The following is a 16,842-nucleotide window of genomic DNA, read 5'->3' on the forward strand; positions in this document are numbered from 1 at the left end:
TTCTTATGATTGGATGCGGCCGGGTCTGCCCCGGCTGGCCAGGCGCGCAGTATATAGGGCCGCGCGGCGGCGCACGACCGCCCGGTTCCGCTTTTCTACGAATCGACGCGGGTCGTTCGCGCACTTTCTGCCGGGCTTTCATCGAACTGTCACAATCCATTCATAGAGTGTTCACGCGGCCTGCTGATACTTGGGCCCGTTCCATCCAACCCCTTCCTGCTAGGAGCAAGGCATGAAACTCAAGCGTTTGATGGCGGCCCTGACTTTCGTCGCCGCTGGCGTAAGCGCCGCTAGTGCGGTTGCCGCTATCGACCCGGCTCTGCCGACCTATGAAAAGACTTCCGGTGTATCGGGCAACCTGTCCAGCGTCGGTTCCGACTCCCTGGCCAACCTGATGACCCTGTGGGCCGAGGAATACAAGAAGCTGTACCCGAACGTGAACATCCAGATCCAGGCCGCCGGCTCCTCCACCGCGCCGCCCGCCCTGACCGAAGGCACCGCCAACCTCGGCCCGATGTCCCGCGCCATGAAGGACAACGAGCTGCAGGCCTTCGAAGAGAAGTTCGGCTACAAGCCGGTCGCCGTGCCGGTGGCCATCGACGCCCTGGCCGTGTTCGTGCACAAGGACAACCCGATCAAGTCCCTGGACATCGCCCAGGTCGACGCCATCTTCTCCAGCACCCGTCTGTGCGGCGGCGCCAAGGACATCACCACCTGGGGCGACCTGGGTCTGACCGGCGAGTGGGCGGCCAAGCCGATCCAGCTGTTCGGTCGCAACTCGGTATCCGGCACCTACGGCTACTTCAAGGAAGAAGGCCTGTGCAAGGGTGACTTCAAGGCCAACGTCAACGAGCAGCCGGGTTCGGCTTCCGTGGTCCAGTCGATCTCCAGCACCCTGAACGCCATCGGCTACTCGGGCATCGGCTACAAGACTTCCAGCGTCCGTGCCGTGCCGCTGTCGAAGAAAGGCGGCGAGGCCTTCGAGGCTTCCGAGGAAAATGCCCTGGCCGGCAAGTTCCCGCTGGCGCGCTTCTTCTACGTCTACGTGAACAAGGCGCCGAACAAGCCGCTGAGCCCGCTGGAAGCCGAGTTCGTGAAGATGGTCCTGTCCAAGCAGGGCCAGGAAGTGGTGGTCAAGGACGGTTACATCCCGCTGCCGTCCAAGGTGGTCGAGAAGACCAAGAAAGAACTGGGCCTGTAAGGCACCGGTCGCTGCCGCCGGGCTGACCGCCCGGCGTGTGGCACCGACGCCCGCTACTCTTCGGAGTCGCGGGCGTCGGCGCGTCACCACGCTGTAATCTTTCTGTCACACAAGGCGGATAGATTGACTCACCCGTATTCCGCGCGGCCTGTGCCCGCCTGAGAACTCCTCATGAACGACTTGGCCAACAACAGCATGAGCGCTTCCTCGAACAGCCACAGGCTGGACTTCAACACCCCGGCGCTGCTGCGCAAGCGGCGCATGCGTGCCCTCAAGGACCGCCTGGCGCACTGGTACGTGTCCATCGGCGGCCTGGCCGTGCTGGCCTGCATCACCCTGATCTTCTTCTACCTGGCCTACGTGGTGGCACCGATGTTCGCCGGCGCCGAGCTGGAGGCCAAGCCGGCCCAGCAGCCGGCCTGGCTGGCCGAGCAGCAGCCGGCGCTGCTGATGGCGGTGGAGGAGCAGAACAAGGTGGCCATGCGCCTCGACGCCGCGGGCCGGATACAGTTCCTCGCGCTCAAGGACGGCGCCGCACTCAGCAACGTGCAGCTGCCCCTGCCGCAGGGCAGTCGCATCGTCTCGGTCGGCCAGGACCAGCCCGGCAGCCGCCGCGTGGCGCTCGGCCTGTCCAATGGCCAGGTGCTGGTGTTCGAGCACAACTACAAGATCAGCTACCCGGACAACGTCAAGACCATCACCCCCAGCCTGGACTATCCCTTCGGCGAGGCGCCCATCGCCCTCGACGCCCAGGGCCGGGAACTCGATCACGTGGCCATCAGCCAGAACGGCGACACCCTGATGCTCAGCGCCTCGGTCGGCAGCGAGCTGCAGGTGCTGGCGCTCAGCCGCGAAGAGAACATGATGACTGGCGAGGTGAGCCTCAGCGAGGAGCGCATCGCCCTGCCGCAGATCGCCGAGCCGATCCGCGCGCTGTTCATCGACCCGCGCCAGCACTGGTTGTTCGTGATCAACGGCAAGGCCACCGCCGACGTCTTCGACCTGCGCAGCAAAGCCCTCAATGGCCGCTACAAGCTGCTCGAAGGCGGCGCCGAGGTGACCGCTGCCAGCCAGCTGCTCGGCGGCATCTCGCTGATGATCGGCGACAGCCAGGGCGGCATCGGCCAGTGGTTCATGGTCCGCGATGCCGACGGCAAGGCCGCGCTGACCCACATCCGCGGCTTCCAGCTGGGCGACGCGGCCGTTACCCAGATTCTTGCGGAAGAGCGCCGCAAGGGCTTCCTGGCCCTGGATGCCGAAGGCCGCCTGGGCGTCTTCCACAGCACCGCGCACCGTACCCTGCTGATCGAGCCGGTGGCCGAGGGCGCCGCCATCGCCGCCCTGTCGCCGCGCGCCAACCGCGTGCTGGTGGAGTCCAACGGCCAGCTGCAGCGCTTCTACATCGACAACCCGCACCCGGAGATTTCCTGGAGCGCGCTGTGGGGCAAGGTTTGGTACGAGAGCTACGACGAGCCCAAGCAGGTCTGGCAGTCGACTTCGGCCAACAGCGACTTCGAACCCAAGATGAGCCTGGCGCCGCTGACCTTCGGCACCCTCAAGGCAGCCTTCTACGCCATGCTGCTGGCCGCCCCGCTGGCCATCTGCGCGGCCATCTACACCGCCTACTTCATGGCCCCGGCCATGCGCCGCAAGGTCAAGCCGGTGATCGAGCTGATGGAGGCGCTGCCGACGGTGATCCTCGGCTTCTTCGCCGGCCTGTTCCTGGCGCCCTATGTGGAAGGCCACCTGCCGGGCATCTTCAGCCTGCTGCTGCTGACCCCGGTCGGCGTGCTGCTCGCCGCCTACGCCTGGAGCCGCCTGCCGGAGCGCATCCGCCTGGTGGTTCCGGATGGCTGGGAGGCGGCCCTGCTGGTTCCGGTGATCCTGCTGGTCGGCGCCTTCTCCCTGAGCATGAGCGGCCACCTGGAGAACTGGTTCTTCGGTGGCGACATGCGCCTGTGGATCAGCAATGACCTGGGCATCACCTTCGACCAGCGCAACGCCCTGGTGGTCGGCCTGGCCATGGGCTTCGCGGTGATCCCGAACATCTACTCGATCGCCGAGGACGCCGTGTTCAGCGTGCCGAAGAGCCTCACCTTCGGCTCCCTGGCCCTGGGCGCCACGCCCTGGCAGACCCTGACCCGCGTAGTGATCCTCACCGCCAGCCCGGGCATCTTCTCGGCGCTGATGATCGGCCTGGGCCGCGCCGTCGGCGAGACCATGATCGTGCTGATGGCCACCGGCAACACGCCGATCATGGACATGAACATCTTCCAGGGCCTGCGCACCCTGGCCGCCAACGTGGCGGTGGAAATGCCGGAATCCGAGGTGGGCAGCACCCACTACCGCGTGCTGTTCCTCTCGGCGCTGGTGTTGCTGGGCTTCACCTTCGTGATGAACACCCTGGCGGAGCTGATCCGTACCCGCCTGCGCAAGAAATACGCGTCGCTCTGAGAACTGGGAGTAGTCCGTGAAACGCAAAGAGCAAAACCTCAAGTCCTGGTTCAAGAGCGGTTCGCCCTGGGTGTGGATGACCGCCAGTGGCGTGTCCATCGCGGTGATCATGACCATCGGCCTGCTCGCCGTGATCGCCGTGCGCGGCCTCGGCCATTTCTGGCCGGCCGACGTGATGCAGGCCAGCTACCAGGTGCCGGGCGAGGCATCGCGCCTGCTGGCCGGCGAGCTGGTGCAGCAGGAGGAAGTACCGCGCGCGCGCCTGGCCGCCGCCGGCCTGCCGGTGGACGTCAACGGTGGCGAGTTCATGACCCGCGAGCTGCTCAAGGTGGGCAACCGTGAGGTCTATGGCGCCGACTTCAGCTGGGTGGTGGCCGAGTGGCTGAGCGATGCGCAGACCCCGGAAAACCTGGTGGTGATGGAGCGCCGCGAGTGGGGCAACTTCTATGGCTACCTGCTGAGCATCAAGGAGTCCGGCCAGGTGGTGGCCGAGGGTGACGCCGCTTGGACCGAGCTGCAGGGCCGCATCGCCCGCGTCGACCAGTTGCACGCGCAGCTGGTGCGCCTGGAGAAGAAGGACATCGGCCGCATCAACCATGGCCTCGAGCAGCTGCGTCTGGAGAGCCGCGGCCTGGAGCTCGAGGGCCGTCTGGACGCCACCGCCCAGGCCGACCTGGACGCCCGCCGCGCCGAGCTGGACGCCCAGTACAAGGGGCTGGAGGCCGAGTTGATCGACCTCAACCAGCAGCTGGCGCGCGACAGCGTGGTGGTCAAGACCGCCGATGGCCGCGAGCAGGAAATCGCCCTGAGCAAGGTGGTGCGCGCCTACCAGCCGAACGCCATGGGCGTGCTCGCCAAGCTCGGCTTCTACTTCGCCAAGATCTGGGAGTTCCTCAGCGACGACCCGCGTGAGGCCAACACTGAGGGCGGCATCTTCCCGGCCATCTTCGGCACTGTGATGATGACCCTGATCATGGCCGTGATCGTCACCCCGTTCGGCGTGCTGGCGGCCATCTACCTGCGCGAGTACGCCAAGCAGGGCACCCTGACCCGCATCATCCGCATCGCCGTGAACAACCTGGCCGGCGTACCGGCCATCGTCTACGGCGTGTTCGGCCTGGGCTTCTTCGTCTACGTGCTGGGCGGCTCGATCGACCGCCTGTTCTTCCCCGAGTCCGCCCCGGCGCCGACCTTCGGTACCCCGGGCCTGCTATGGGCCTCGCTGACCCTGGCGATCCTCGCCGTGCCGGTGGTGATCGTCGCCACCGAAGAAGGCCTGGCGCGCATCCCGCGGGCCCTGCGCGAAGGTTCCCTGGCCCTCGGCGCAACCAAGGCCGAGACCCTGTGGAAGGTGGTGCTGCCGATGGCCAGCCCGGCCATGATGACCGGCATGATCCTCGCCGTGGCCCGCGCCGCCGGCGAAGTGGCGCCGCTGATGCTGGTCGGCGTGGTCAAGCTGGCGCCGAGCCTGCCGGTGGACGGCAACTACCCGTACCTGCACCTGGACCAGAAGATCATGCACCTGGGCTTCCACATCTACGACGTCGGCTTCCAGAGCCCCAACGTCGAGGCCGCCCGCCCGCTGGTATACGCCACCGCGCTGCTGCTGGTGCTGGTGATCGCCCTGCTCAACCTGAGCGCGGTGTTCATCCGCAACCACCTGCGCGAGAAGTACAAGGCGCTGGATCATTGATTGAGTACGTCGCCGCGGCACCGGCCGCGGCGGCCTGAACGATTTGTTAGCGTAGGGAGCCTCCCATGCAGCACGAAGTACACACCCACGGTATCGACATGGCCGCCCTCGGCCGCGAGAAGCAGGGCCTCAACCTGGCCGAAGAGACGGTCGCCCTGGAGGTGCCCAAGCTCAACCTCTATTACGGCGACAAGCAGGCGCTGTTCGACGTCAGCCTGAACATCCCGAAGCAGCGCGTGACCGCCTTCATCGGACCAAGCGGCTGCGGCAAGTCGACCCTGCTGCGCACCTTCAACCGCATGAATGACCTGGTCGATGGCTGCCGCGTGGACGGCCAGATCCTCCTCGACGGCCAGGACATCTACAAGAAGGGCGTGGACGTCGCCGAGCTGCGCCGCCGCGTGGGCATGGTGTTCCAGAAGCCCAACCCGTTCCCCAAGAGCATCTACGAGAACGTGGTGTACGGCCTGCGCATCCAGGGCGTGAACCAGAAGCGCGTGCTCGACGAGACCGTGGAATGGGCGCTGAAGAGCGCGGCGCTGTGGGATGAGGTCAAGGACCGCCTGCACGAATCCGCCCTCGGCCTGTCCGGTGGCCAGCAGCAGCGCCTGGTGATCGCCCGTACCGTGGCGGTGCAGCCGGAAGTGCTGCTGCTCGACGAGCCCTGCTCGGCGCTCGACCCGATCTCCACCCTCAAGGTCGAGGAACTGATCTACGAGCTGAAGAGCAAGTACACCATCGTCATCGTCACCCACAACATGCAGCAGGCGGCGCGCGTCTCCGACTACACCGCGTTCATGTACATGGGCAAGCTGATTGAGTTCGGCGACACCGACACCCTGTTCACCAACCCGGCGAAGAAGCAGACCGAAGACTACATCACCGGCCGCTACGGCTAACCCCTGGCTATGCGAAACCGCGCCGGGCGTTGTCGGCGCCGCTTGCCGTACGAGTTGTACTGTCTGCGCGGCGCCTCCTAGCCCGACACAATTTCGCAAAGGCCAGGACGATTGAATTTCAAGAACCTAATTTGCTGCACAAGGGCTCGACCATGATCAACAAAGACAGCCTCACCCATCATATCTCCCAGCAGTTCAACGCCGAGCTGGAGGAGGTGCGCAGCCACCTGCTGGCCATGGGCGGCCTGGTCGAGAAGCAGGTCAACGACGCGGTCACCGCGCTGATCGAGGCCGACTCCGGCCTGGCCCAGCAGGTGCGCGAGATCGACGACCAGATCAACCAGATGGAGCGCAACATCGACGAGGAGTGCATGCGCATCCTCGCCCGGCGCCAGCCGGCGGCTTCCGACCTGCGCCTGATCATCAGCATCTCCAAATCGGTGATCGACCTCGAGCGCATCGGCGACGAGTCGTCGAAGATCGCCAAGCGCGCCATCCAGCTGTGCGAAGAGGGCGAGGCGCCACGCGGCTACGTCGAGGTGCGTCACATCGGCGACCAGGTACGGCGCATGGTGCAGGAGGCGCTGGACGCCTTCGCCCGCTTCGATGCCGACCTGGCCCTGTCCGTGGCGCAGTACGACAAGACCATCGACCGCGAGTACAAGACCGCCCTGCGCGAGCTGGTCACCTACATGATGGAAGACCCGCGCTCGATCACCCGCGTGCTCAGCGTGATCTGGGTGCTGCGTTCGCTGGAGCGCATCGGCGACCATGCACGCAACATCGCCGAGCTGGTGATCTACCTGGTGCGCGGCACCGACGTGCGCCACCTGGGCCTGGCGCGCATGCAGGAAGAAGTGCAGGGCGGCAAGGGCGAGTGAGGCGCCTGCCCGGCGGCCTGGTGGAGCGATCCCCGGGCCGCTCGGGAAATCCCCTAGGGCCCTCGGTTGGCCTTGGGCCATCATCCGCGGCTATGCTTGTCGACATTCTTGCCGGGAGTGGTCGATGAGCAAAGTCAGCGTGCTGGTGGTGGACGACGCCACCTTTATCCGTGATCTGGTGAAGAAGGGTCTGCGCGACCACTTCCCCGGCATCCAGATCGAGGAGGCGGTCAACGGGCGCAAGGCCCAGCAGATGCTCGCCCGCCAGCCGGCCGACCTGATCCTGTGCGACTGGGAGATGCCGGAGATGTCAGGCCTCGAACTGCTCGCCTGGTGCCGCGAGCACGAGTCGCTGAAGACCACGCCCTTCATCATGGTCACCAGCCGCGGCGACAAGGAGAACGTGGTACAGGCCATCCAGGCCGGCGTCTCCGACTTCATCGGCAAGCCCTTTTCCAACGAGCAGCTGGTGACCAAGGTCAAGAAGGCCCTGCACCGCGCCGGCAAGCTGGCCGCCCTGGCGGCCCAGGGCAGCAAGGCACCGCTGACCTCGGCCCTGGCCAACGATTCGCTGGCTGCCCTGACCGGCGGCAAGGCCGAGGTGGTCAAGCCGGCGGCCAAGCCCGTCGCCCAGGCCGCCACCGATGCCGCCGCCGTGTTCGCCAAGCCTGCCGCCGCCCCTAAGCCCGCCGCAGCCTCCCCGGCCGGCCGCGGCCAGGGCCAGCTGCGCCTGCCCGGCGGCAGCATGGCCTGCGTGATCAAGGCACTCAGCCTCAAGGAAGCGCTGCTGGTGGTCCGGCGCGCCGAGCTGCTGCCGCAGGTGCTGGAAAGCGCGGTGCTCGACCTGGAGCAGGGCGAGGCCGCCGAAACCGCGCGGCTCAACGGCTACCTGCATGCGGTGGCGGCGCTGGAGCCCAAGCCCGACAGCGAGTGGCTGCAGCTGACTTTCAAGTTCGTCGACCGCGACCCGCAGAAGCTCGACTACCTGTCGCGCCTGATCGCCCGCGGCACCGCGCAGAAGCATTTCGTCCCGGGTGCCTAGCACCCTGGCCGGTGCGCTGCATCACAGCCCGGCCGCCAGCACCTCGCCGATGCCGCGTCACGCTGCTAGTCTTGCCAGTCCCGGATACCAATAACCACTCGATCCGTGAAGTCATGCTAGGGCGTCCACTGCTTTTCTGCGCGCTGCTGCTGGCCGCCGGCCAGGCCAGTGCACTGACCATCTACAAATATGTCGACCGTCACGGCACGGTGACCTATAGCGACCAGGCCGTGCCCGGTGCCCAGGTGTTCGTGTTCCGCGACCGCATGGTGGAGAAGCTCGACAACCTGGTGAAGCTGGAGACCAAGAAGCACGAGGCCGGCGAGACCCTGCTGGTGCGCAACGACCTGTATGCACCGGTGGAGATCGAGTTGCGCCTGGAGCGACTGGTCAATGCCGTCGGCGCGCCGGACGAGCCACTGCGCTGGGTGCTGCCGCCGCGCAGCCAGATCCGCCTGGCCACCCTGGCGCCGCGCGAGGCGGGCAAGCCGATGAGCTACAAGCCCAGGCTGCGCTACGCCATGGGCGATCCGCGCCTGCAGCCGCTGCTGTATCGCTACCCGCTGCCCTGGCGCGGCGGGCCGTTCCGCCTGACCCAGGGCGCCGGCGGCAAGTACAGCCACTTCACCCCCAAGGGCCGCTACGCCATGGACATCGCCATGCCCGAAGGCACGCCGATAGTCGCGGCGCGCGGCGGCGTGGTGGTGAAGACCGAGAACCACCAGAGCGGGCGTGGCAACAACCCTTCCGGCAACTACGTGCGCATCCTGCATGACGACGGCACCATGGGCGTCTACCTGCACCTGATGCGCGGTTCGGTGACGGTGCAGGAAGGCCAGCGGGTGGCGGCCGGCATGCAGATCGCCCGTTCCGGCAACACCGGCAACAGCACCGGCCCGCACCTGCACTTCGTGGTGCAGCGCAACGTCGGCCTGGCCCTGGAGTCGATCCCCTTCAACTTCGCCCAGCCGGTGGACAGCCTGCCCAACTTCGCCGTGGGCGGCGAGTAAGGCGTGCCGGTTGTCGGTTCGCGGCGAGCGCGCCGCGAACTGGCCTATGGTGACGGAACCGCTGCAGTCATCCTGCGAGGCCAGAGCCATGAACAACCTGCACTGCACCCACCGCGATCATTTCATCAGCGCCGCCATCATCGAGCACCCCGGCATCCCCACGCCCTGGGCGGCGGGCTGCCAGATCGACCTGCCGGATGGCCACAGCAGCAGGCGCATCGCCCTGCCGCTGAAGTTCGCCTTCTTCGCCGACCTGGAGAGCGCCCAGCGCGCCGCGCTGGCCCACGGCCGCTGGCTGGTGGACCAGCACCTGGATCACGGCCTGGATCTGCTGGCTGGCAGCCGCGCCCAGGCCGCCTGATAGCGACCGGCGGCGCGCGGCTCAGTCCAGCCGCAGCACCTTGGCCAGGACGATCTTCGGCCCCTTCATCTTCTTGATGACGATGTTGAGGCCTGCGGTCTCCAGCACTTCGTCCTCTTCCGGCACCCGGTTGAGGCTCTCGTAGACCAGCCCGGCCAGGGTCTCGGCCTCGATGTGGTCGAGGTCGACACCGAGCAGGCGCTCGATCTTGAACAGCGGGGTGTCGCCGCGCACCAGCAGCTTGCCCGGCTGGTAGGCGAGGATGCCGCGTTCGGCCTTGTGATGTTCGTCCTGGATGTCGCCGACCAGCACCTCCAGCACGTCTTCCATGGTCAGGAAGCCGACCACCTTGCCGTCGGCCTCCTCGACCAGGGCGAAATGCGCGCCGCCCTTGCGGAACTGCTCCAGCAGCGAGGACAGCGGCATGTGCTTGCTGACCCGCTCGATCGGGCGCATCAGCTCGGCCAGGTTGAACTTGGACGGCAGCATCTCCAGCAGGCTCAGCTGCAGCAGCAGGTCCTTGATGTGCAGCACGCCGACGAAGCTGGCGCTGGCCTCATCAAACACCGGGTAGCGGCTGAACTTGTGGCGGCGGAACAGGTTGAACAGCTCGTCCAGCTTGGCGCCGACCTCGATGTACACCAGGTCCTCGCGCGAGTTGGCCCAGTCCACCACTTCCAGTTCGCCCATCTCCACGGCCGAGGCCAGCACGCGCATGTCCTGGTCGCTGGGGTCGCGGGCGCGGCTGGAGTGGAGGATCAACTTCAGCTCGTCGCGGCTGTAGTGGTGCTCGTGGTGCGGCCCCGGCTCGCCCTGCCCGGCGACGCGCAGGATGGCGTTGGCGCTGGCGTTGAGCAGGTAGATGGCCGGGTACATCAGCCAGTAGAAGCCGTACAGCGGTGCGGCGGTCCACAGCGACAGCAGCTCGGGCTTGCGGATCGCCCAGGACTTGGGCGCCAGCTCGCCGACCACGATGTGCAGGTAGGAAATGATGAAGAAGGCGATGAAGAAGGCGATGCCGTGGACCAGCTTCTCCGACTCGATGCCGATTCCGGCCAGCAGCGGGGTGAGCAGTTCGGCGAAGGCCGGCTCGCCGACCCAGCCGAGGCCGAGTGAGGCCAGGGTAATGCCCAGCTGGCAGGCCGACAGGTAGGCGTCCAGCTGGTTGTGCACGGTGCGCAGGATGTGCCCGCGCCAGCCGTGCTGCTCGGCGATGGCCTCGACCTTGGTCGAGCGCAGCTTGACCATGGCGAACTCGGCGGCGACGAAGAAGCCGTTGAGCAGCACGAGGAACAGGGCGAACAGCACGAGGCCGAGGTCAGCGAAGAGGGTGGAGGTCGAGAGGCTACTGGAAGGGTCCATGGACGGTCGGGGTGGTTGCAGACCGCTAAAGGGTGGCGGCTGGGGCGGGCGATTGCAAGCGCGCCCCGCGCATCAGGCGCGCCGGCTGACCTGCTGGGCCGGGAAATGGCAGGTGAAGGTGCTGCCCTTGCCGACCTGGCTGGCGATGTCCAGGCGTGCCCGGTGGCGCAGCAGCACGTGCTTGACGATGGCCAGGCCGAGGCCGGTGCCGCCGGTGGCGGAGGCGCGGCTGGAGTCGACCCGGTAGAAGCGTTCGGTCAGGCGCGGCAGGTGCTTGGCTTCGATGCCGATGCCGTTGTCGGCCACGCTGAAGTGCGCGCCCTGTTCGTCGCCCCACCAGCGGATGCGAATCTCGCTGTCCTCGGGACTGTACTTCACCGCGTTGAACACCAGGTTGGAGAAGGCGCTGCGCAGCTCGGTCTCGCTGCCCTTGAGGCGCAGGTGCGGGTCGGCCTCCAGGCTGATGCGATGGTTGCGGTTGCCCGACAGCGCCTGGGCGTCGTTCTTGATCGACAGCAGCAGCAGGTCGACCGCCACCGGCTGGTTGTCCGAGGGGTAGTCGGTGGCCTCCAGCTTGGCCAGCAGGAGCAGGTCGTTGAGCAGGTTCTGCATGCGCGCGCCCTGCTGCTGCATCTGCTGCAGGGCCCGCAGCCAGCGCGGGTTGACCTCCTCGACATTGTCCAGCAGGGTCTCCAGGTAGCCGGCGATCACCGTCAGCGGCGTGCGCAGCTCATGGGAGACGTTGGCGACGAAGTCCTTGCGCATCTGCTCCAGCTGGTAGAGGCGGGTGACGTCGCGCACCAGCATCAGGTGCTCGCGATTGCCGTACTGGGTGATCTGCAGCTGCAGGCGCAGGCGGTCGTTGATCGGCGAGGGGATCTCCAGCGCTTCCTGGTAGTTGCCGGCCTCGAAGTATTCCTTGAAGCGCGGGTGGCGCACCAGGTTGGTGATCGACTGGCCGCTGTCCTGCGGGGTCTTCAGGCCCAGCAGCTGCTCGGCGGCGCGGTTCCACCACTCCAGGTTGCCCTCGGCGTCGAGCATGATCACCGCGTCGCGCAGGGCCGCGGTGGACTCCTGCACGCGGTCGATCACCGCCTGCAGGCGGCCGCGCACGCGCTGGTCGCGGCGCTGCAGGTGGTAGATGTTGTCGAACACTTCGCCCCACAGGCCATAGCCCTCGGGCGGGGCCTCGTCCGGCTGGCGCTCGCGCAGCCACTTGTGCAGGCGCAGCAGCTGCTTGAGATGCCACAGCAGGTAGCCGCCGAGGCCGACGGCCAGGGCCCAGGCGTACTCGCCGGTGATCAGGCCGACCAGGCCGCAACCGACCAACAACAGCAGCAGGCGGCGCACCAGGGCGCCGCGCCAGTCTTGGTTCACCTAGTGCATCCTTACTCTGGACAGCGGAGGGCGTGGATCAGCTCTTGGTGGAGAAACGATACCCGGTGCCGCGCACCGTCTGCACCAGATTCTCGTAGGCCTCGCCGAGCGCCTTGCGCAGGCGGCGGATGTGCACGTCGACGGTACGCTCCTCGACGTAGACGTTGCCGCCCCAGACCTGGTCGAGCAGCTGGCCGCGGGTGTAGGCGCGCTCCTGATGGGTCATGAAGAACTGCAGCAGGCGGTATTCGGTGGGGCCCATCTCGGCCGGCTTGCCGTCGATGGTGACGCGGTGGCTGATCGGGTCGAGCAGCAGGCCACCGACCTCGATCGGCGCCTCGCCGTCGCTCGGCGCGGTGCGCCGCAGCACGGCCTTGAGGCGGGCCACCAGCTCGCGCGGGGAGAAGGGCTTGGTGATGTAGTCGTCGGCGCCGACTTCCAGGCCCTGGATCTTGTTGTCCTCTTCGCCCTTGGCGGTGAGCATGATGATCGGGATGTCGTCGGTCAGCTCGTCGCGCTTGAGCCGGCGCGCCAGCTCGATGCCGCTGGTGCCGGGCAGCATCCAGTCGAGCAGGATCAGGTCCGGCTTGCGGTCGACGATCAGGGCGTGGGCCTGCTGGGTGTTTTCCGCCTCCAGGCAGTCGTAGCCGGCCATTTCCAGGGCCACCGCGATCATCTCGCGGATCGGGGCTTCGTCGTCAACGATCAGGATGTTCTTGCCAACCATGGGTCGAGCCTCGGGTCGTCTGTCTTGCGCCGCATTAGATAACGGAATTATTGCAGCGATATGACAGCTCTGCGCCGGGCTTTTGCTCAGCGCAGGGCATAGTCCAGGACGATGCCGAGCAGGATCGCCAGGCCGGCCCAGTGATTGTGCAGGAAGGCGGCGAAGCAGGCCTGCGGTTCGCGCCCGCGGGTGCTCCAGAATTCCCAGGCGAAGCAGGCGGCGGCGCCGAGCAGGCCGAGCAGAAACCAGATGCCCAGGCTGAAGCGCACGCCGGCCATGGCCAGGCACAGCAGGGCCAGGCCCTGCAGGGCGAGGATGATCAGGCGGTCGGCTTCGCCGAACAGGATGGCGGTGGACTTCACGCCGATCTTCAGGTCGTCCTCGCGGTCGGTCATCGCGTAGTAGGTGTCGTAGGCCACCGTCCACAGCAGGTTGGCGATGTACAGCAGCCAGGCCTCGGGCGGCGGCAGCTGGCCGGTCACCGCGCTGAAGGCCATCGGCATGCCCCAGCTGAAGGCCGCGCCCAGCACCACCTGCGGGTAGTAGGTGTAGCGCTTCATGAAGGGGTAGCAGGCGGCCAGGGCCAGGCCGCCGAAGGACAGCAGGATGGTGGTCAGGTTGGTGAACAGCACCAGCACGAAGCTCAGCGCCACCAGCACGGCGAACAGCACCAGCGCCTCGCGCGGCGAGATCCGGCCATCGGCCAGCGGGCGCGCCTTGGTGCGCGCCACATGGCCATCGAAGTGGCGGTCGGCGTAGTCGTTGATCACGCAGCCGGCGGCGCGCATGAACAGGGTGCCGAGGACGAAGATCAGCAGCCACTTGAGGTCCGGCACGCCCTTGCTCGCCACCCACAGGGCCCAGAGGGTCGGCCACAGCAGCAGGTAGATGCCGATCGGCTTCTCCAGGCGCATCAGCTGGACGAAGTCCCAGCTGCGCGGGTGGACGCGGTTGAGGGCGAGCAGGAAGGACTGGTACATCGGTGGGTCTCCGTTCCGGGTGCGCCGATTATACGAGCCTGCACCGGGCATGGTGCGGCGCTAGTTCGCGGCGGCGTGGTCCCAGAACGCCGGCAGGAACACCTCGGCCACCAGCACGCCGAGGCCGTCGCGGCGAAAGCACGAGCGGCGCCCCCACAGCTGCTCGGCGCGCACCGCGTCCGGCAGCCAGGCGGCCGGGTAGCGGCAGGCCTGCAGCTCGCCGCGGGCGAAGGCGCGGTCGCTGAACAACAGCTCGCCGAGGGAACGGCTGCCCAGCTTGCCCAGCTCCAGGCCCGAGCCCTCCAGTGCGCTGCGCGCGGCCACGCTGCGGGCGAACACCCAGGGCTGGCCGGCGCCGAGCAGGAACACCTCGCGCACCCAGCCCTGGCTGCCGGCCGGAACCAGCAGCGCGGCGCACTCGTCGTTGCGCAGCACCTGCCAGCCCTGCTGCAGCGGCTGCACGGCGAAGCGCCCGGTGCTCAGCGCGGTGAGGCGACGGGTCAGCGACCCCTGGTCGAACAGCCAGTCGCGCAGCAGGGGCGCGGGGGCGGGATGCAACTGCGCCGCGCTGAGCCAGCGGGGCGGATGGGCGAGGGCGGAGGAGGGCACGACAACGGCTTCGGCGACCTGGGACGGCGGCGAGCTTAGCACGAGGCGGGCGGTCGCCCGAGACTTGCGCGAAGGCGCGCTTGCCAGTACAAAGCCTGCTGATTTTTGATGGCCTGCCATCCTTGGCGGCCACCCTTACAGGGCCTCGCCGCCGTAGGCGGCCCGCGAAGAGGTAGAGCATGAAGAAGTGGCAATGTGTGGTCTGTGGCCTGATCTATGACGAGAGCCAGGGCTGGCCCGACGACGGCATCGCCGCCGGCACCCGCTGGGAAGACGTGCCGGCCGACTGGCTGTGCCCGGACTGCGGCGTGGGCAAGGCCGACTTCGAGATGATCGAGATCGGCTGATCCGCTCTAGGGCGGCATCGGAACGGCGGCCTTTGGGCCGCCGTTCGCGTTTGCGGGGGGATGAATCGGGCCATCGATCAGGTTCTGGCGGAAATGCCGGCTGTTCTGTCGTGATCGTCACGTTATCGTCCGCGCAAACTGCCCGGCAGCACTGGCGCAGTCCCGGATGGCGTGCCATTCTCCCGGGGTCTGCCGCAGCGCAGAGCCGTTGCGGCGCCTTTGGCGCTGTTCTGGACGGACAGCACGGACACAACAACAACAAACCGTCAAAGAGGCATCTATGCGTAAACCTGAACTCGCCGCGGCTATCGCCGAAAAGGCTGATCTGACCAAAGACCAGGCCAATCGCGTACTCAACGCCGTGCTCGAAGAGATCACCAGCGCGCTGAACCGCAAGGACAGCGTCACCCTGGTCGGCTTTGGTACCTTCCTGCAGCGCCACCGTGGTGCCCGTACCGGCAAGAACCCGCAGACCGGTGCTCCGGTCAAGATCAAGGCCAGCAACACCGTGGCCTTCAAGCCGGGCAAATCCCTGCGCGACGCCGTCAACTGAGCAAGTCCCGGTCCGGAGCCGCAGGGCTCCGGATCACCCCTCAGGCTTGCGCCGGTGTCCCGCCAGACGGGATGTAGTGTTCCGCGCAAACCGCTACAATGCGCCGCCGATTTCACCACCCCGAGGCTGCGCGCCATGAAATTCCGCTTTCTCCTCTGGATGCTGGGCCGCCTGATGGCCAAGGCCAGCCGTACCAATGCCGAGTTCCAGCAGCAGCTGCAGGGCAAGGAGCTGGTGTTCCAGCTGCACACCCTCGACGGCAAGGTCGCCCGTCACTATCGGATCAAGGACCAGCGCGTCACCAGTCATGCCGGTGCAGCCCGCGAGCCGGCCTTTGCCATCGGCTTCAAGGATGCCGTCTACGGCTTCGCCACCATGAACGCCAAGAACAAGCAGCTGGCCTTCATGCAGGGCATCCAGAACAAGGACATCCAGATCCAGGGCAACCCGGCGCTGGTGATCTGGTTCCAGGGCCTGCTCAAGCACGTGGTGGCCAAGAAGAAAAAGCCGACCGAGGTCAAGAAAGCGGCCTGAGCTGCTTTCCCTCGGCCCCGCCACTTGGCTAGGCTGGGCCTTTGTCACGGAAGTACCGACATGCGTTTGCCCCTGCTCTTCGTCCTGCTGCTGTCCCTCGCACCTGCGGTGCGGGCCGATGACACGCTCGCACGCGTGCTCGACCTGGCCGGCGTCCAGCTGCTTTGCGCGCAGACCGCGCCGCTGCTGCAGCGCGGCATGAGCGCCGAGCAGCAGCAGGCTCTGGGCCAGGCCTTCGCCGCCGGCCCGCTGTGCGCCGACCTGGGCCAGCGCGTCGCCGCCCGCCTAAAGCCCGGGCAGCTGGACGCCGCCCTCAAGCTGCTGGACAGCGACCTGGCGCGGCACTTCACCGCCGCCGAGCGGGCGGTGGGCGCGGACGGCGGCCTGGCTGCCTATCGCCAGCAGCTGCAGCAGCGCCCGCCGCTGGGCAAGCGCGTGGAGCTGGTACGCCGCCTGGACAAGGCCGCCCATACCACCGAGCTGGCCACCCTGCTGCGCTATGAGGTGGGCAAGACCCAGGCCCTGCTGGCGCTGCGCGCCCGCGGCGGCGATCTCGATGAGCAGGCCCTGGCCGAACAGACCGCCGCCCAGCGGGCGCCCCTGCGCGAATCCAGCGCCCAGGGCGTGGAGGCCTTCATGCTTTACGCTTACCGCCAGACCCCCAGCGAGCAACTCGAGGAGTATGCCGCGCTGTACGAGCAGGCGCCGCTGCGCGCGGTGCTGGAGGCCAGCGCCCAGGCGCTGCCGGAAGTCTTCGCGGCCCGGCGAGCCAAGCTCAAGTAAGCAAAAAGGGGCCTTCAGGCCCCTTTTTC

At 67.2% G+C, this 16,842-nt stretch carries 17 protein-coding genes; 12 read left to right on the plus strand and 5 right to left on the minus strand.

Annotated features, from left to right (window positions below):
- The first annotated feature begins 232 nt into the window (after nucleotides 1-232).
- From AAG092_RS12365 to AAG092_RS12400, 8 genes are all read left to right on the plus strand, one after another.
- Nucleotides 233-1,201, plus strand: a complete 969-nt coding sequence (locus AAG092_RS12365) for a PstS family phosphate ABC transporter substrate-binding protein (RefSeq protein ID WP_373386921.1) — start codon at nucleotides 233-235, stop codon at nucleotides 1,199-1,201.
- Nucleotides 1,202-1,372: 171 nt separating this feature from the next.
- Nucleotides 1,373-3,655, plus strand: coding sequence for a phosphate ABC transporter permease (locus AAG092_RS12370; RefSeq protein ID WP_373386922.1), 2,283 nt, complete (start codon nucleotides 1,373-1,375; stop codon nucleotides 3,653-3,655).
- A gap of 76 nt (nucleotides 3,656-3,731) precedes the next feature.
- Entirely contained in the window at nucleotides 3,732-5,348 is a 1,617-nt protein-coding gene (gene pstA, locus AAG092_RS12375) for a phosphate ABC transporter permease PstA (protein ID WP_373389593.1), read from the plus strand.
- Nucleotides 5,349-5,413: 65 nt separating this feature from the next.
- Complete coding sequence (gene pstB / locus AAG092_RS12380; RefSeq protein WP_110682738.1) at nucleotides 5,414-6,247, plus strand: phosphate ABC transporter ATP-binding protein PstB; 834 nt, start codon at nucleotides 5,414-5,416, stop codon at nucleotides 6,245-6,247.
- 152 nt (nucleotides 6,248-6,399) lie between these two features.
- The gene (gene phoU, locus AAG092_RS12385; protein ID WP_373386923.1) at nucleotides 6,400-7,128 is read left to right on the plus strand and encodes a phosphate signaling complex protein PhoU; all 729 of its coding nucleotides are present in this window, start codon (nucleotides 6,400-6,402) and stop codon (nucleotides 7,126-7,128) included.
- 124 nt (nucleotides 7,129-7,252) lie between these two features.
- A complete protein-coding gene (locus AAG092_RS12390; RefSeq protein ID WP_110682739.1) occupies nucleotides 7,253-8,170 on the plus strand; it encodes a response regulator in 918 nt (305 codons plus the stop codon).
- Between the two features lie 113 nt (nucleotides 8,171-8,283).
- Nucleotides 8,284-9,180, plus strand: a complete 897-nt coding sequence (locus tag AAG092_RS12395) for a peptidoglycan DD-metalloendopeptidase family protein (protein ID WP_373386924.1) — start codon at nucleotides 8,284-8,286, stop codon at nucleotides 9,178-9,180.
- A gap of 88 nt (nucleotides 9,181-9,268) precedes the next feature.
- Entirely contained in the window at nucleotides 9,269-9,541 is a 273-nt protein-coding gene (locus tag AAG092_RS12400; RefSeq protein ID WP_373386925.1) for a hypothetical protein, read from the plus strand.
- Between the two features lie 21 nt (nucleotides 9,542-9,562).
- Here the strand turns inward: AAG092_RS12400 and AAG092_RS12405 are convergent, their stop codons facing one another.
- The 5 genes from AAG092_RS12405 to AAG092_RS12425 all read right to left on the minus strand — a co-directional run bounded on the left by AAG092_RS12405 (nucleotide 9,563) and on the right by AAG092_RS12425 (nucleotide 14,596).
- Nucleotides 9,563-10,903, minus strand: coding sequence for a hemolysin family protein (locus tag AAG092_RS12405; RefSeq protein WP_373386926.1), 1,341 nt, complete (start codon nucleotides 10,901-10,903; stop codon nucleotides 9,563-9,565).
- Nucleotides 10,904-10,975: 72 nt separating this feature from the next.
- On the minus strand, nucleotides 10,976-12,280 hold the full coding sequence (phoR, locus tag AAG092_RS12410) for a phosphate regulon sensor histidine kinase PhoR (RefSeq protein WP_373386927.1): 1,305 nt from the start codon (nucleotides 12,278-12,280) through the stop codon (nucleotides 10,976-10,978).
- Between the two features lie 37 nt (nucleotides 12,281-12,317).
- The gene (phoB, locus tag AAG092_RS12415; RefSeq protein WP_061902709.1) at nucleotides 12,318-13,007 is read right to left on the minus strand and encodes a phosphate regulon transcriptional regulator PhoB; all 690 of its coding nucleotides are present in this window, start codon (nucleotides 13,005-13,007) and stop codon (nucleotides 12,318-12,320) included.
- An 86-nt stretch (nucleotides 13,008-13,093) separates the two neighbouring features.
- On the minus strand, nucleotides 13,094-13,987 hold the full coding sequence (gene ubiA / locus AAG092_RS12420; protein WP_373386928.1) for a 4-hydroxybenzoate octaprenyltransferase: 894 nt from the start codon (nucleotides 13,985-13,987) through the stop codon (nucleotides 13,094-13,096).
- Nucleotides 13,988-14,047: 60 nt separating this feature from the next.
- Nucleotides 14,048-14,596, minus strand: a complete 549-nt coding sequence (locus AAG092_RS12425; RefSeq protein ID WP_373386929.1) for a chorismate lyase — start codon at nucleotides 14,594-14,596, stop codon at nucleotides 14,048-14,050.
- Between the two features lie 179 nt (nucleotides 14,597-14,775).
- On the opposite strand from AAG092_RS12425, the gene AAG092_RS12430 reads away from it, so the two are divergent.
- The 4 genes from AAG092_RS12430 (at nucleotide 14,776) to AAG092_RS12445 (ending at nucleotide 16,813) form a co-directional block, all read left to right on the plus strand.
- Entirely contained in the window at nucleotides 14,776-14,943 is a 168-nt protein-coding gene (locus tag AAG092_RS12430) for a rubredoxin (RefSeq protein WP_068827612.1), read from the plus strand.
- Between the two features lie 280 nt (nucleotides 14,944-15,223).
- Complete coding sequence (locus tag AAG092_RS12435; RefSeq protein ID WP_021702152.1) at nucleotides 15,224-15,496, plus strand: HU family DNA-binding protein; 273 nt, start codon at nucleotides 15,224-15,226, stop codon at nucleotides 15,494-15,496.
- 135 nt (nucleotides 15,497-15,631) lie between these two features.
- Nucleotides 15,632-16,030: a helicase gene (locus AAG092_RS12440; protein ID WP_373386930.1), complete on the plus strand. Its 399-nt coding sequence runs from the start codon at nucleotides 15,632-15,634 to the stop codon at nucleotides 16,028-16,030.
- Between the two features lie 60 nt (nucleotides 16,031-16,090).
- Nucleotides 16,091-16,813 carry a hypothetical protein gene (locus AAG092_RS12445; RefSeq protein WP_373386931.1) on the plus strand — a complete coding sequence of 241 codons (723 nt, stop codon included), beginning with the start codon at nucleotides 16,091-16,093 and terminating at the stop codon, nucleotides 16,811-16,813.
- Nucleotides 16,814-16,842: the final 29 nt, after the last annotated feature.

The sequence above is a fragment of the Pseudomonas alcaligenes genome (assembly GCF_041729615.1).
In the GTDB taxonomy this organism is placed as follows: Bacteria; Pseudomonadota; Gammaproteobacteria; order Pseudomonadales; family Pseudomonadaceae; genus Aquipseudomonas; species Aquipseudomonas alcaligenes_B.

What these genes read in the sequence shown, in the direction of transcription:
- AAG092_RS12445 (WP_373386931.1), top strand. Translation starts at nt 16,091, where the DNA reads ATGCGTTTGCCCCTGCTCTTCGTCCTGCTGCTGTCCCTCGCACCTGCG.
- AAG092_RS12435 (WP_021702152.1), top strand. Translation starts at nt 15,224, where the DNA reads ATGCGTAAACCTGAACTCGCCGCGGCTATCGCCGAAAAGGCTGATCTG.
- AAG092_RS12430 (WP_068827612.1), top strand. Translation starts at nt 14,776, where the DNA reads ATGAAGAAGTGGCAATGTGTGGTCTGTGGCCTGATCTATGACGAGAGC.
- AAG092_RS12395 (WP_373386924.1), top strand. Translation starts at nt 8,284, where the DNA reads ATGCTAGGGCGTCCACTGCTTTTCTGCGCGCTGCTGCTGGCCGCCGGC.
- pstA (WP_373389593.1), top strand. Translation starts at nt 3,732, where the DNA reads ATGACCGCCAGTGGCGTGTCCATCGCGGTGATCATGACCATCGGCCTG.
- AAG092_RS12405 (WP_373386926.1), bottom strand. Translation starts at nt 10,903, where the DNA reads ATGGACCCTTCCAGTAGCCTCTCGACCTCCACCCTCTTCGCTGACCTC.
- phoB (WP_061902709.1), bottom strand. Translation starts at nt 13,007, where the DNA reads ATGGTTGGCAAGAACATCCTGATCGTTGACGACGAAGCCCCGATCCGC.
- AAG092_RS12390 (WP_110682739.1), top strand. Translation starts at nt 7,253, where the DNA reads ATGAGCAAAGTCAGCGTGCTGGTGGTGGACGACGCCACCTTTATCCGT.
- phoU (WP_373386923.1), top strand. Translation starts at nt 6,400, where the DNA reads ATGATCAACAAAGACAGCCTCACCCATCATATCTCCCAGCAGTTCAAC.
- AAG092_RS12365 (WP_373386921.1), top strand. Translation starts at nt 233, where the DNA reads ATGAAACTCAAGCGTTTGATGGCGGCCCTGACTTTCGTCGCCGCTGGC.
- AAG092_RS12440 (WP_373386930.1), top strand. Translation starts at nt 15,632, where the DNA reads ATGAAATTCCGCTTTCTCCTCTGGATGCTGGGCCGCCTGATGGCCAAG.
- AAG092_RS12370 (WP_373386922.1), top strand. Translation starts at nt 1,373, where the DNA reads ATGAACGACTTGGCCAACAACAGCATGAGCGCTTCCTCGAACAGCCAC.
- pstB (WP_110682738.1), top strand. Translation starts at nt 5,414, where the DNA reads ATGCAGCACGAAGTACACACCCACGGTATCGACATGGCCGCCCTCGGC.
- ubiA (WP_373386928.1), bottom strand. Translation starts at nt 13,987, where the DNA reads ATGTACCAGTCCTTCCTGCTCGCCCTCAACCGCGTCCACCCGCGCAGC.
- AAG092_RS12400 (WP_373386925.1), top strand. Translation starts at nt 9,269, where the DNA reads ATGAACAACCTGCACTGCACCCACCGCGATCATTTCATCAGCGCCGCC.